Origin of the sequence: Streptomyces sp. HUAS 31 (genome assembly GCF_028198125.1) — a bacterium.
Taxonomy (GTDB): domain Bacteria; phylum Actinomycetota; class Actinomycetes; order Streptomycetales; family Streptomycetaceae; genus Streptomyces; species Streptomyces chartreusis.
This window is the reverse complement of sequence record NZ_CP116353.1, coordinates 5819080-5833512: the sequence shown is the minus strand read 5'-3', so window position 1 is coordinate 5833512 and position 14433 is coordinate 5819080. Positions and strand designations below refer to the sequence as shown.

Annotated in this window: 8 protein-coding genes; 1 reads left to right on the top strand and 7 read right to left on the bottom strand. The window is 73.3% G+C overall.

From position 1 onward, the window contains the following. Window positions 1-98: 98 nt before the first annotated feature. The 6 genes from PGH47_RS26120 to PGH47_RS26095 all read right to left on the bottom strand — a co-directional run bounded on the left by PGH47_RS26120 (window position 99) and on the right by PGH47_RS26095 (window position 9335). The gene (locus tag PGH47_RS26120; protein ID WP_271665436.1) at window positions 99-2357 is read right to left on the bottom strand and encodes a VWA domain-containing protein; all 2259 of its coding nucleotides are present in this window, start codon (window positions 2355-2357) and stop codon (window positions 99-101) included. Window positions 2358-2627: 270 nt separating this feature from the next. After that, the gene (locus tag PGH47_RS26115) at window positions 2628-3182 is read right to left on the bottom strand and encodes a Pycsar system effector family protein (RefSeq protein ID WP_271665435.1); all 555 of its coding nucleotides are present in this window, start codon (window positions 3180-3182) and stop codon (window positions 2628-2630) included. Continuing rightward, window positions 3179-4897, bottom strand: a complete 1719-nt coding sequence (locus PGH47_RS26110; protein WP_271665434.1) for a hypothetical protein — start codon at window positions 4895-4897, stop codon at window positions 3179-3181. Before PGH47_RS26110 ends, PGH47_RS26115 begins: the two co-directional genes overlap by 4 nt. Next, on the bottom strand, window positions 4890-7550 hold the full coding sequence (locus tag PGH47_RS26105; protein ID WP_271665433.1) for a hypothetical protein: 2661 nt from the start codon (window positions 7548-7550) through the stop codon (window positions 4890-4892). Before PGH47_RS26105 ends, PGH47_RS26110 begins: the two co-directional genes overlap by 8 nt. 5 nt (window positions 7551-7555) lie before the next feature. Beyond that, complete coding sequence (locus PGH47_RS26100; protein WP_271665432.1) at window positions 7556-8410, bottom strand: hypothetical protein; 855 nt, start codon at window positions 8408-8410, stop codon at window positions 7556-7558. Between the two features lie 187 nt (window positions 8411-8597). Beyond that, window positions 8598-9335, bottom strand: a complete 738-nt coding sequence (locus tag PGH47_RS26095) for a Crp/Fnr family transcriptional regulator (protein ID WP_271668150.1) — start codon at window positions 9333-9335, stop codon at window positions 8598-8600. Window positions 9336-9925: 590 nt separating this feature from the next. On the opposite strand from PGH47_RS26095, the gene PGH47_RS26090 reads away from it, so the two are divergent. Then, window positions 9926-13153 carry an AfsR/SARP family transcriptional regulator gene (locus PGH47_RS26090; protein WP_271665431.1) on the top strand — a complete coding sequence of 1076 codons (3228 nt, stop codon included), beginning with the start codon at window positions 9926-9928 and terminating at the stop codon, window positions 13151-13153. A 69-nt stretch (window positions 13154-13222) separates the two neighbouring features. On the opposite strand, the gene PGH47_RS26085 is transcribed toward PGH47_RS26090, so the two are convergent. Continuing rightward, complete coding sequence (locus PGH47_RS26085) at window positions 13223-14212, bottom strand: malate dehydrogenase (protein WP_030951219.1); 990 nt, start codon at window positions 14210-14212, stop codon at window positions 13223-13225. Between the last annotated feature and the right edge of the window lie 221 nt (window positions 14213-14433).

The window sequence follows — 14433 nt, the reverse complement described above, 5'->3', positions numbered from 1 at the left end:
GTGCTGGGTACGTCCGTGACGCCGCGCGGCGGGCCGGCCGCGCGGCGGTGATGCGGTGAGGGCGGGCCGGGGGTGCCGGGTCCGGCCCGCCCCTCGGGTCACAGGAAGTCGTCGTAGGCGCCGCCGCCCGGGGCCGACGGCCTCGGGTCGGAGCCGCCGGCGAAGGCGCCCTGCGTAGGGCGGGGCCCCTGGCCGGGGGTCCCGCCGAGCGTGAGGCTCAGCGTGTCGGTCAGCTGGACCTGGCCGTTGGTGGGCAGCGGGATGCGGCTGCTGCCCTTGCGGACCACGGCGCCGCCCTCCCGCCTGCGCCGGACGGCGTACGGGCCGTGCGCGCGCCGCTCGATGCGCGGGCTGCGGTGGGCCTCGGCGACGGCGAACTCGTACCACTGCTTGTTGTTGCCGTGGCCGGCCCGGTGCTCGTTGACGACGGTGCCGTCCGCGGAGACCAGTTGCAGGATCAGCCCGGACGGGTCCCGGCGGCGCCTGCGCAGTCCCAGCCAGGCGACGGCCCCGACGACGGCCAGCGCTCCCGCCACGGCGCCGGCCACGAACGCCCACCAGTACTTGTCCCAGATCCCGGGCTCGGGCGTGACCCGTACCGACACCGGGGCGCGTTCGAGGGTGCGGTCGTCGTCGGTGGTGTCGACGACGGTGAAGGTGCCGGAGAGGTCCAGGCCGTCGCCGAGGCGGTCGCCGAAGGCGCTCTTCGGGGAGACCCGGACCGTGACCTCGCGGGTGCCCTGCTCGCCGGGCTTGAGGGTGATCTGCTTCGGCTCGACGGAGAGCAGCCCGTCCTTCACGTCGGCGACGGACAGCCGCAGGGTGTGCGGGGCGTCGGTGGTGTTGCTGACGTCGAGCGTGCCGGTGACGGTGCCGCCGGGGTGGGTGCTGCCCGCAGGCAGTTCGAGCGGTGCCTTGACGGGCAGTTCGCCGGGCGCGACCTCGCCCGTCTCGCTGCGCGTGTCGGCGCTCAGCCCGGAGGCGGTCAGCGTGGCGCTCACCGTGAGCGCCCCGTCGGCGTCCTCGGGGATGGTCACCGTGCCGGTGAAGGAGCCGTCGCTGGCGTCGGGGTCGGGCCCCTTGCCGTTGTCGGCGAGGTCGAGCGCCTGCGCGGAGAACCCGTCGCCGGTCAGCTCGCTGCGCACGCGCAGCCCCTCGTAGTCGCGCGGGTCCTTGATCTCGTAGCCCTCACGCGTCTGCAGCCGCATGGTCACCGTGACCTTCTCGCCGGCCTGCGGCGAGGGCGGGTCCATGGTGATGGCGCCGCGCAGCTCGCCCTGCCACAGCACGCTGACGGCGACCGGCAGCGAGCGGTGGCCCTCAGGTGCCTCGGCCTTCACCTTCCAGGTGCCGGGCAGCGGGTCGACGATCTTCAGCGCCTCTACGGTGCCGGTGCCGCCGGCCAGCTCGAAGCGGGATCCCTTGTAACGCCCGGAGGTGGTGGGGATCTTGTCGCCGGCCGGGTCGATGTAGGTGATCTTCACCTCGGGGTCGCCCTTGTCGACGACGATGCTTCCGACGGTCGCCAGCGGGGAGATGCCGATCTCCAGGGTGGCCGGCGGGCGCTTGCTGGGGCCCTCCTCGTGGCGCAGGCAGTGCGCGGCGGCGAAGATCCGCTCCAGCGTGCCGCCGACGTCCTTCGCCCCGTCGACCTTGTGGGCCCTGGGCGAGGCGGAGGGCAGTTCGACGCAGCCCTTCTGGTAGCCGCCGGCGGCGATCTGGTCGAGCTGCTTCCTGTCCGGGTCGGAACCGAAGCCCAGCGGCCAGATCTGGACGTTCTGCGCTGCGGCCTCCTTCAGCGCCGCCTTCAACTGGCGTTCGCCCTCGGCCGCGCGGTGCGCGGGGTCGCCGTACTTGAAGCTGTCCTCGACGTCCATCTTCCCGTCGGTCAGCAGGAACAGCACCCGGGGCACCGAGGCGTCGGAGCCGTCGGTGAGGTCGTCCACGCCCTGCCGGATGGCGGTCGGCAGGTCGGTTCCGGTGCCCTCGCTCTTCTTGCGGCCGCGCAGTTCGTCGACGCAGCGGCCGACCTCCTCGCGGCCGGCCGCGTCCAGCGTGGTGCGCGGACACACCGGGTCCACCACGCGCTGGCCGGCCTTCTCCGCGGCGGCGAAGCCGAACACGGTGACCTGCGAGGACGAGGAGACGTCGCCGAGCGCGATCCGCTTGGCGGCGGCCTTCTCGGCCCTCATGTCCTCGGGTGCGAGGCTGGCCGACTCGTCCACGGCCACCGCGTAGTTGACGGCCGGGAACGCGGGGGTGGAGTCCGCCGCCGGCACCGGATCCTGACCGGCCGGTGCCAACAGGGACACGAACACCGCGGTGCCGCCGAGCACCGAGGCCGCGGCCCGGCGCACCCGTGGCCTTCCTGTCTGCCGTCTTCCCGTGACTCTTCCCACGGCCGTCCCCTTGGTCTTCGACATACGTGCGTGAGGTTCGTTCTTGCGGTGCGTGCTTGCAGTGCGTGCCCCCGGTTGGTGCCTCAAGTTCGATCCGGAGGTTCTTGATTCACTTGTGGCGTGTAGGTGGTGACGCGTGTGCGTCGCCGCTGGTGCGCGTGCGTGCCGTGTACGGCGATGCGTTGGCGCGGGCGCGGTGGTACATCGGTCCCACGCGCGCCCCCGTGATCAGCCCGAGGTGAGTCCCCAGAGCACGGCCAGCGCCGCCGACGGGGCGAGCGCGCCCACCCCCCAGCGGATGGCCCGGTACTTGGCCGACAGGATCGAGCTGACGTCGACGGCCTGGACGAGGAGCCACTTGGCCGGGTCGCGCCCGGCCTCGCCGACCCGGACGGACAGCCCCGCGAGGTCGCGGGAGTCCACCAGGTCGCCGAAGTACGTCACCCCGTCCCCGCCCCGGACCGTGCCGGTGCGCGGCATCAGCGCCGCGACCAGCGCGGCCACCGCGACGGCCCAGAGCACGCCCGACGCGACCAGCGTCAGGTCGGCGAGCCCGTCCCAGCCGGGGGCGCCGCGCCACCCGGCCAGGAAGGCGGGCAGCGCCAGCGTGCCCGAGAGGAGCACGGCCGCCTTGGAGTCGGCGCGGCCGAGGTCCTCCCGCACCGTCGCCAGCAGCCGCTCGGCGACGATGCGCTCCCCCGCCCGGTCGTTGCAGTGCCGACCCCCGTCCGGCACAGGCACGACCGGGTCGGGGGAGGTCAGTGCGCCGTCATCGGCGCTCATCGGTCCTCCTCCGCCCAGGACCAGCCGTCGTCCTCGGCGCGTCTGCGCCGACGCGACCGCTCCCACTCCCGCTCGTCGTCCGGGTAGTACGGCTCCGGCCGGTAGGTCCTGGGCCGTTCGCCGGAGCGCGGCCCGTCCTGCGGCTCGTCACCGGGGACCGGTGCCCCGGAACCGAGCTCCGGCCGCCGCGGCAGCCGAACCTCGACCTCGTCGTCGGGGTGGTGGGGCTCCGGCCGGTGGGCCGGACGACGGTCCCGGGAACGGGGCTCGTCGCCGTGGTCCGCGTACGCCCCCGGCCGGTGGTTCCGGGGCCGGTCGCCGTCGCGCGGGTCGTCGTCGTGGTCCGCGTACGCCCCCGGCCGGTGGTTCCGGGGCCGGTCGCCGACGCGCGGATCGTCGTCGTGGTCCGCGGACGGACCCGGCCGGCGGCCCTGGCGTCCGTCCCGGGAGCGCGGCTCGTCGTCGTGGTCCCCGTAGGGCGCGTACGGCTCCGCGCGGTACGGCCGCCCCCGGGCCCCGGCGCGGGGCTCGTCGAACTCGGCGTCGTCACGCGGGTCGTACGGCTCGCCCCGGTCGGGGCCACGTCCGGCCTCACCCCGTCCGGGCCCGCGCCGGTCGGATGCGTACCGGTCGCCTCCGTACCGGTCGGAGCCGTACCCGTCACCTCCGTACCCGTCGGAGCCGTACCCGTCGGAGCCGTACCCGTCGGAGCCGCCCCGGCGCGGTGCCGGTCGGTTGGGCCGTCGCCTGGGCGGTTCGTCCGAGGCCCAGTCCGGGTTGAACGGCCGGTCGCCGGCGGACGCCTCCAGCTCCCGGGGCCGGCGCGCGGGCACGGTCCCGATGGGCCCCACCACGGGCCGCCCGTCGCCCTGGTTGAGCAGGTTCAGGACCTGTGTCTCCACGTCCACGGTGGCGAGTTCGCCCCGCTGGGCCATCGCGAAGAGCCGGGCGACCCGGTCCTTCTCGTCCTGCCTGCCCTCCTGGCGGATCTTCTCCAGGAAGTCCTTCGCACCCTCGGGATCGGCCGCCAGCATGAAGCTGAGCTGCTCCAGCTCGCCGCCCTGCAACATGCGCCGGTACGACTCCTGCCGCAGCCGGATCACCTTGGCCTGGGCGTGCGCGTCGCGCTCCTCGTCGGCGTGCTCGATGGTCCGGTCGTCCACCCGCAGCCGGACGTACAGCCGCACCCGCAGGCCGAGTTCGGAGCCGAGGTCGGCCCAGCGCCCGCCCGCGCACTCACGGGTGATCGCACGGTTGGCCTGCTCGGCCTCGGTCACCCGGTAGGTGGTGGTGACCTCCCGCAGCCGTTCCAGGACCGGCGAGGTGAGCCGGTTGGCGACGTCGGTGACGACGGCCAGGGCCGCCAGATGCGGATCGGTCACCGCCCACTCGATGTCCACCTCGGCCTTGAAGAAGGTGGTGCCGCCGGCGGCCGGCAACTCCATCTGCAGCGGTGTCACATAGGTGCCGAGCGCGATCTCGCAGATGCTGTGCGGCCGGGCCAGCATCGGCTTGTCCACGTGCTGGACCCCGGCGGCCCGCTTCACCGTGTAGCCGCCGTTCCGGTAGAACTGCACCACCGCCGAGCGCGGACTCACCCGTGGATAGCCGTCCGTCAGCGGGTTGAAGTCCCGCAGGAACGGGCCCGCGGGCGCCGTCGACTCGGGACCCTCCGTCTCCTCCGAGCCGGGTGCCTCGTCCTCGTTCTCAGCCATACCTCTCCTCCTCCCGCGTCCTGTCCCGACGCGGCCCTGCCTGGCGCGGCCTGTCCTCCGGCTCCACGGCGAGCCACCACAGGTCGCGCGCCTTCGGCTCGGAGAGCGGCTTCTCCGGGTCGTTCATCATTCGGCGCAGCAGCCAGTCAAGGCGTCGCCGGTCGTGCTCCTCGGTCGACAGCGCGGGCAGCAGCGCCGCCAGCCCCGCCCGGGTCCACTCGGCGCCGCTCTTGCGCTCGGCCGAGCGCAGCAGCTCCTCCAGCGAGTCCATCGCCACGTCCTTCGACCGCGCCGTGTTGAGAGCGGTCCACATCAAGTCGGCCATCGCGGGCACCAGTTCGGGCCGGATGGCGGCGAGCGCGAGCAGCACCGGCCAGTCCCCTCGGTCGCCCCACGGGGAGTCGCTGTCCTCGGCCGGCGAGTCGGGGTCCATCAGCAGTTCGTCGACCGTGGTCAGGGCGAGCCGCACGGTCGCCGCGAGCCCCAGGTCCTGGTACGGCTCGCGCTTGTGGTGGGTCCACTCGGCCATCCGCTCCAGCACCTCGGCCGCGTCCGGCAGCACCAGCAGCCGTACGACGTTGTGGGAGGCGACGCCGGCCAGTTCCCCGTCGTCGCGGACCCCGATCTTTGCGAGCGCGTCGAGGGTGTCGTCGGTCGTGGCGGCGGCGTTGCCGTAGCCCAGCGCCCAGGCCGCGGTCCAGCGCTGGGAGGCGGTGCCCTTCCTGCTCCAGTCGCCGACCAGCTTGTGCACGGCCCTGCGGTGCGAGTCGTGCCCGGCGGCCTGGTCCAGCGTGGTGGCCGCGAAGATCAGCCGGCGGTTCGTGGTGGCGTCGGCGAGGGGGCGGACCAGCTCGGTGTAACCGTGGTCGAAGTCCCGTACGCACAGCTCCCCGGCGGCGACCGCGGCGCGCATCCACACCTGCGAGCGCGGGTCGTCCGCGAGCAGCCGCAGCCAGCGCACCACCGGCGCCCGGACCGGGAAGTGCCGGTCCCACAGTTCGGTCAGCACGGCGGACGGCAGGGCGGAACCCCGGTAGAAGATCAGCCGCGCGGGTACGTCATGGCCGTCCACCTCGACCTTGCCGTCGGTCAGTTCGGCCCGCGAGAGCGCCACGTCGGCTTCCGGGTCGTCGCAGAACAGCGGGCGGGCCGGGGTGTTGTCCGGGTCGGACTGCACCGACAGTTCCCAGGTCAGCAGGTGGGCGGCGGCGGCCACGGCGCTGTGCGAGGCGCCGCCCAGCACGGCAAGCGCGATCCGGAACGCCACCGGGTGGAACAGGGTCGCCGTGCCCGAGCGCGCCCGTGCCCGGTCCGGCCGCTCCGGCTCGGCCGGCGGCACGGTCAGCGCCCGGTCCACGCCGGCGAACCACTCCTGGGCCTGCTCGGCGGCGATGCTGCGGCAGCCGGACAGCAGATCGTCGTAGGAGACGTCCCCCAGCACATGACCGGCCAGCAGCGACGCCAGCAACTCGGCCTCGGCGGGCCGCAGATCGGTCAGTCCGACCGCGTCCGTGACCTCGTCCCGGGCCGCGAGGTCCGCCGCGCGGGCCAGCAGGTCGTCCAGGGACGCGGCGTCCTCGCGTGCCTCGGAGGTACGTTCCTCCAGGCGTTCGCGCAGCCGCGTGGTGAGCAGTTCGTCGGTCGGCGCGGGCGGGCACAGCATGCCGTACCGCCCGGCGAGCAGCGGGTTCGCGGCCGAGCCGACGGTCACGACGATCACCGCGAAGGCGTCCCGGCGGGCCAGGGCCGCGGCGAGTTCGTCGAGGTCCATCTCGTCCGGGGGCAGCGCGTCGGGCCGGTTCAGGGACAGCTCCAGCAGATGGCCGGTGCCGTGCCACGCCTCACCGCCCTCGCCGTCGAGCGTCTCGGCCAACTGCCGGATGCCGCCGCCGGAATCGACCCGGCGCAGGCGGGCTGTGGGCTCCTCGTCGGTGCCGTTCGCCGCGGAGGTGGTGACCTCGTCGAGCAGGGAGAGCGCGGTGCTCGTACGTCCCGTGCCCGGCGCGGCACCGAGCACCAGCAGACGCCGGGCGCGCAGGGTGTTGCGCAGCCGTACGTACCCCTCCGGCGGCACGTGCGCCCTGCGCAGCCTGCGCAGTTCGTCCTCGGGGACGGGGCCGCTGCGCATGCCGGCGCCGGGGCGGCGGGCGCCCAGCATGAGGTTGATGTTGTCGCCGATGTGGGCGCTCTGGAGCCGTGAGTGGGCGAAGCTGATCAGGTCGCGGCGGACGTCGAACAGCTGCCGGGTGGCCCTGCGGGTGCGGGCGGCGGCGGCGAGGTCGGTGGGCCCCTCTTCGCCCTGGTCGTCGGCGAGGGGGTCGCGGGTGCGCTCCTTGAACCGGCCCGCGGCGCGCTCGCGTTCCGCCTCCCGCTCCTTCTCCTTCTCCGCTTCCTCGTCCTCGGCGGACTTCTCCTCGTCGGAGTCGTCCGCGTCGCCCCGGTCCCGCTCGTCGCGGTCCTTGCGGTCGTCTCCGCCCTTCCTGCCGTCCCGGTCCTTCCTGCCGTCCCGGTCCCTCTTGCGGTCGTCCCGATCGCGCTTGCGGTCGTCGCCCTTCTTGTCGTCGCCGCCCTTGCGGCCGTCGTCGGACGAACGGCCCCCGCCGGGCTGCTCCGGGGCGTCGTCCGCCGCGCCGCCCTGCTCGTCGTCGCTCACTCGGCTCAGCCCCTCCCCTTCTCGGTGGCCTGGTTGCCGGACCCGCCCATCTGCACGGTGCCGTGGTAGACGTTGTGCTCGTTATGGAAGGCGTCGCGCCTGACGTTTTGATGAATGCCGACGTGACCGGGCCGATGGCCCTCCATGTCCATGGCGTCCGCGGCCTCGAACTCGTCCTCGCCGCCTTCGTCGACGTCGTCGTCGAGGCGCTCCTCGGCCGCGGCGGCCGGGTCGGGCCCGGAGGCTGCGGGCGCCGCCTCGGGGATCGCCGGGGCGGGCCGTCCGGGCAGCTGGAACCAGGCGGTGACCTCGCCCTCCTTGAGCGCCAGCCGGGCCGGTGCGTAGTGCGCGGGCTCGATGAACTTGCCGCCGGCGCTGACCACGTCCTCGTACAGGGACTGGGAGGTCACCAGCACGAGGTCCGCCTTCTCGGCGTCCAGCAGCTGCCGGGCGACGGAGGAGTCGGCCAGCCGGCAGGCGAGGTCGACGGCACGGCCGCTGATGCCCCGCGTGTCGTGCCGGACCGGGCCGACGTGCATGCCGATGCGCAGCCCGAGCGGGACGGCCAGGTCGCGGTTCTCGTCCCGCAGCTTCTCGTGCACCTCGACCAGCCACAGGCCGAGCAGCCGGCTCGCCGCGATCCGCCCGGCGACCGACACCAGCACGCCGTCGCCGCGGTCCTCCAGGTGTACGGCGTCGCGCGCGACCTTGGCGTGGGTGAACGCCGTCTCCAGCACCCGGTAGATCCGGGCGCGCATCCGCGGCTTGTCGACGTCGTCGTACTCGCCGGAACGTCTGGCGTCGACGCTGATCACCAACTCGTAGTGCGCCTCGGTGAGTTCCGGTACGTCGTGGTTCACCCGTGCCCCCTGCATGATCTGTTCGCTTGCCGAAGAGGTGGTTCGTGCTGATGAGTGGCGCCGATGAGCCTCGGCGACGACCGTCCGGACGGCCCGTGACGGGTCGTCGGCCGAAGGGTCCGTCCCCTCAGGGTCGGTGCCGGAGGGAGATGCGTCTGTAGCCGTTTACACACGGCGGGGCGTGGGTCTACTCCTGATGACCGTCCGCGAGCAGGGCGAGCAGCGCGGGGTCGAGGATCTCCACCATCCGGTTGCCGGTGCGCACGATGTTCTGGGTGCGCAGCAGCCGCAGCGCCTTGGCGACGGCTTCGCGGGTGGCCCCGATGGTGGCGGCCAGTTCGTCCTGGGCCAGCTGGACGACGGGGCCGGAGACGACGGGGCCGGAGACGGCGGTGCCGCTCGACGGGGCCGCCGCGGACGGGGCGTAGGGGCCGGAGGTGTCGGCTCCGGACAGTTCGATGAGCCGGCCGGCCAGGCGTTGGAGCACGGTGAGCGAGGCGAGCGCGGACCGCTCCTGGTCGGCGCTGCGGAGCCGGAAGGTGAGCTGGCGTATCACCAGGCCGCTCACCCGGGGGTGCAGGGCGAGGAAGCGGCGGAACGCGTCCCCGGATATGACCTGGGCCTCTATGGGGCCCAGCGCGCGCACGGTGGCGCTGCGGGGATGCTGGTCCAGCGCGGCCATCTCGCCCAGCAGTTCACCCGGGCCGCGCAGGCCGAGTATCAGCCGGGTGGCCCCACGGTCCGTCGCCACGGACACGGTCACCCACCCCCGAATGATGATCACGACATGACTGGACCGGTCGCCCTCGGTGAGGAGATGGGCATCGGCCGGATAGCGCTTGTGATGACCGAGGGCCATGACGCCCTCGTGCTCCTGGGGAGTCAGCGTCTGTGCGAACGCCAGCTCATTTCCGAGCAGCCCCATGGCCAGTCCCCCGCCGCAGTCCTGACGCCTGGATTTTCGATGGGTGTCGATGGTGGCAGGGCGAAGGTTCACGCCGAGCGGATTGCGCCATACCGGGGGTACTGGCCGGTAGTTACGGAATGCCAGGTTGGTCGCCCCGTCACCACACCCCTCCGTCACGTCCCACCCCTCGCCGACCACGACGCATCGCGCCCGGCACGCCCTCACCCGGACGAACGACCGTGAGGTCAGACCCGACGCTCGAACACGGAGCCGCCTCGACGCCGTGATTCGGTCAGCGGACGGAGAGTTGGCGAAAACTCGGGTTTGGGCTGTGCCAGCGGTGATGACGTGGTGGTCGCGAGGTGAGGGGACGGTGAGTCGGTCGGGGGTCGTGGGACGGGAAGGGTTCACGACTGGCTCCGGTTCACGGCTTGGCTCTGGGTGTGCTCCGGCGACGGCGTGCTCGATGCGGGGCAGCAGCGCCCTGGGTGCCGCCGTCAGCTTTCCGGGGTGGAGAGGAGGGAATGTTGAGGAAACCTGTACGCGCAGGTCGCGCGCACTGGACCATGGCCGGTCGGACTGCAGGGCGGTGACGGAGGGACGGGCCGGTGGAGATCCGGTTGCTGGGGCCGGTGCAGGCATGGGCGGACGGCGCGGAGGTCGACCTCGGCCGGCCCCGTCAGCGGTGTGTGCTGGCGGTGCTCCTGATGGAGGCCAACCGCGTCGTGCCGATCGAGACGCTCATCGACCGGGTGTGGGGCGAGGAACCGCCGGCCTCGGTGCGCAACGTCCTCTACGGCTATGTCGGCCGCCTCAAGTCCGCGCTGCGCGAGGCGACGGACCCGGCCGCGAGCGGCGTACGGCTGGAGCGCACCTCGGGTGGCTACACGCTGCGGACGCCGCCCGGGCGGGTGGACCTGTACCGGTTCCGCGATCTGGTCGGCCGGGCCCGCGCCGAGGAAGCCGAGCGGGCGGCCGACGGCGACGAACGGATCGCCGAACTGCTGGAGCGCGCCCTGGAGATGTGGCACGGCGAACCACTGACCGGGCTGACCGGGGCATGGGCGCGGGCGACGCGGGACACCCTGGCGAGCGAACACGCCGTCGCCCTGCTGCACAGCCACGAGGTGGAGCTGCGCCGGGGACGCCATGCGGAGATCCTGCCCCGGCTGCGCGAACTGGCCGCCGACCGTCCACTGGACGAACGGATGGCCGGGCAGCTGCTGACCGCGCTCTACCGGTCCGGGCTCCAGGCCGAGGCGCTCCTCCACTACGACGGCATCCGCAAACGCCTCGCCGAGGACCTGGGCGTCGACCCGGGGCCGGAGCTGCGGGCGCTCCACCGGCTCATCGTCACCAACGACCCCACGGTCGCCGCACCCGCACCGAAGCGGCCCGCGGTGCCGGCCGAACTGCCGCACGACACCGCCGGTTTCGCGGGCCGCGAGGACGAACTCGCCCGGCTGCACGCCCTGCTGCCGCCCGAGCAGGGCCTGGCAGAAGCGGCGGAGCACAGCCCGGAGCCGGCCAGCACCGTGGTCATCTCCGCGATCGGCGGCGCCGCCGGCATCGGCAAGACGGCGCTGGCGGTGCACTGGGCCCACCGGGTGCGGGCCCGCTTCCCGGACGGCCAGCTGTACGTCAATCTGCACGGCTTCGACCATGACCGTCCGCCCCTCGCGCCGGGCGAGGCCCTGGAACTGCTGTTGCGGAGCCTGGGCCTGGAGGTGTCGGAGATCCCCCTGACCGAGGAGGCACAGGCCCGCGCCTACCGGAGCCTGCTGGCCGGCCGGCGCCTGCTCGTGCTGCTGGACAACGCGGCCTCCGCGGAGCAGGTACGTCCGCTGCTGCCCGGCAGCTCGTCCTGCTGTGTCGTCGTGACCAGCCGCAACCGGCTCGGCGACCTGGTCGCCCGCGACGGAGCGCACGCCCTGGCGCTGGACCTGCTGCTGCCGGCCGAGGCCCGCGCGCTGCTGAGCGAGGCGCTCGGCCCGGACCGGCTGGCCGCGGAACCGCCCGCGGTGGTCACCGAGTTGATCCGGCTGTGCGGCAGCCTGCCGCTGGCCCTGCGGGTGGCAGCCGCACGACTGGCCGGGGATCCGGGGCTGCGCGTGGCCGACCTGGTCGCCGAACTGTCGGAGGGCAGCCGGCTCCAGGCGCTGGCCCCGGACGACGAGGGCAGCTCACCCCTGCGTACGGCATTCGCGGCGTCGTACCGGAGGCTGTCGGACCGGGCGCGGCTGCTGTTCCGGTTGCTCGGGCACTTTCCCCGGGGGGAGTTCACCGCCGAGGCCGGCGCGGCCCTCCTGGACGACTCGCCGACGCAGGCCCGACGCCTGCTCGGCAGTCTGGCGGCGGCGCATCTGATCGAGCCCGCGACGGTGGGCCGGTACCGGTTCCACGACCTGCTGCGCGAGTACGCGCAGGAGATCGCGCAGGCGGAGGACACGGCGGCGGACCGGGCGGCCGCGTGGGAACGCCTGCTGCTCTGGTACTTGCACGCCGCTCGATCCGCGGCGGGGACCGGCCTCTTCCCTGAACTGCCCGGCGACCTCGAACGCGGTGACCGCCGGGGCATGCCCTCCGCCGCCGAGGCCGCGCAGTGGCTCCAGGCCGAGCAGGCGAACCTGCTCGCCGTCATCCACCGTGCGGCCCGCCACGGTCCCCGGCGCGTCGCCTGGTACCTGACGGCGGCGCTGTTCGGCTACTTCTGGCTCCATCTGCCGCGAACGCCCTGGCAGTCCACCGCCCGGACGGTGCTGGAGGCGGCCGTCGCCGAGGACGACCTGCCCGGGCAGGCGGCCATGCACCACCACCTGGGAGTGATCTGGTGGGACAGGGGCCACGTCAAGCAGGCCATGGCGCATCACACGCGTGTCCTGGAGATCAGCCGGTCCATCGGCTGGGCGGCGGGCGAGGTGGCGGGGCTCGGCGGCACGGGCGCCGTGGAATGGAGCATGGCCCAGCTCGACAGCGCCTACGAGCACGCCACGGCCGGTCTGCGCATCAACCGTGAGGCCGGGTACGACTACGCCGAGACGTTCGGGTTGATCATCCTGGGCGCGACCTGCCGGGATCTGGGCCGCCTGCACGAGGCCGCCGGTCACCTCGAACTGGCGATCCGCCGGAACGTGGGGGCCTCCTGGTGGGACGAGAGCCTGGCACTCCAGATCCTGGGCTCGGTGTACTGGGAGCTCGGCCGCCTGACCGACGGCCTCGACGTCCTCGGTCCCCAGGTGGCCGCCGAGGAGAGGCGCGGCTACAGCAATGAGCGGGCGATGATGCTGGACGCCCTGGCGAGGATCAACATCGAGCTCGGCAACCACGACGAGGCACTGCTCCAGGCCGAGCGCGCCTTCGTCCTGGTCAAGCCCTCGGGACGGCACTGGGTCCGGGCGAACATCCTCAACACGGTCGCCGCCGCCCACGGAAGGCTCGCGGACGTCGACCGATCGCTGCGCACGCACGGTCAGGCACTCGCCCTGGCCCGGGAGGCGAAACACCGTCGCACCGAGGCCCACGCCCTGCTGGGGCTGTCCCACACCCACCAGCAGCTGGGCCGCTACGAGGAGTCCCGCGCCCTCGCCCACCAGGCACTGGCCGTGGCCCGCGACCACTCCTTCGGCGTGCTGGAGGGCCTTGCCCTGACCGCGCTGTCGGCGACCGCCCGGTCGGAAGGGGCGGATGCCACGGCCGTCGAGATCGGCACCGAGGCGCTCGCCGTCCACCGCCGCACCGGCCATCGGCTCGGCGAGGCCCGCACGCTGCTGGTCCTCGGCATGCAACAGCAGGCCCTGGAGATCTTCGCGGACGTGGGCGTGCCCGCACAGGAGTAGAAAGCCCGCGGGCCCCGCACCGGTTGCTTCCGGTGCGGGGCCCGCGGCCGATGTGCCGCTGGGGTCGGCTCAGATGAGGCCGAGCGAGCGGACCGCCTCGCGCTCTTCCGCCAGCTCGGCGACGGAGGCGTCGATGCGGGTGCGGGAGAACTCGTTGATCTCCAGGCCCTGGACGATCTCGTACCGGCCGTCCTTGGTGGTGACGGGGAAGGAGGAGATGAGGCCCTCCGGCACGCCGTAGGAACCGTCGGACGGGATGCCCATCGACACCCAGTCGCCGTCGGCGGTGCCGTTGACCCAGGTGTGGACGTGGTCGATGGCGGCGTTGGCGGCGGAGGCCGCGGAGGAGGCGCCGCGGGCCTCGATGATCGCCGCACCGCGCTTGGCGACGGTCGGGATGAAGTCCTCGGCGAGCCACTTCTCGTCGTTCACGACCTCGGCGGCGTTCTTGCCGGCGATGGAGGCGTGGAAGATGTCCGGGTACTGGGTGGCGGAGTGGTTGCCCCAGATCGTCAGGCGCTTGATGTCGGCGACCGTCGAGCCCGTCTTCTTCGCGAGCTGGGTCAGCGCGCGGTTGTGGTCGAGGCGGGTCATCGCGGTGAAGCGCTCGGCCGGTACGTCCGGCGCGGCGGCCTGCGCGATGAGCGCGTTGGTGTTGGCCGGGTTGCCGACGACGAGGACCTTGATGTCGTCCGCGGCGTGGTCGTTGATGGCCTTGCCCTGGGGCTTGAAGATGCCGCCGTTGGCCTCCAGCAGGTCACCGCGCTCCATGCCCTTGGTGCGGGGGCGGGCGCCGACGAGGAGGGCGACGTTGGCGCCGTCGAAGGCGACGTTCGGGTCGTCGCTGATGTCGATGCCCTGAAGGAGCGGGAACGCGCAGTCGTCGAGCTCCATGGCCGTGCCCTCGGCCGCCTTGAGCGCCGGCGTGATCTCGAGAAGTCGCAGCCTGACCGGCACGTCCGCGCCGAGGAGCTGGCCGGAGGCGATGCGGAAGAGCAGGGCGTAGCCGATCTGGCCGGCCGCGCCGGTGACGGTGACGTTCACGGGAGTGCGGGTCATGGCGTTCTCCGTATGACAGCTGGCGGTGGGGCGTCTCTGCCCCCGGGGTGCGGGACCTAGGCCCTGTCGACCTAGAGATGATCGATCTCTTGGCGTCGAGAGATCCACCGGTCAGGCTATCGCGCATCCGGGATCCCGCACGGCCGGGTCCGTGTGGCCCACCCCACAGGACGACAGAGGGTGCACAAAAGGGAGCGGCCGCCCGGTTCGGGAGAGGGAAA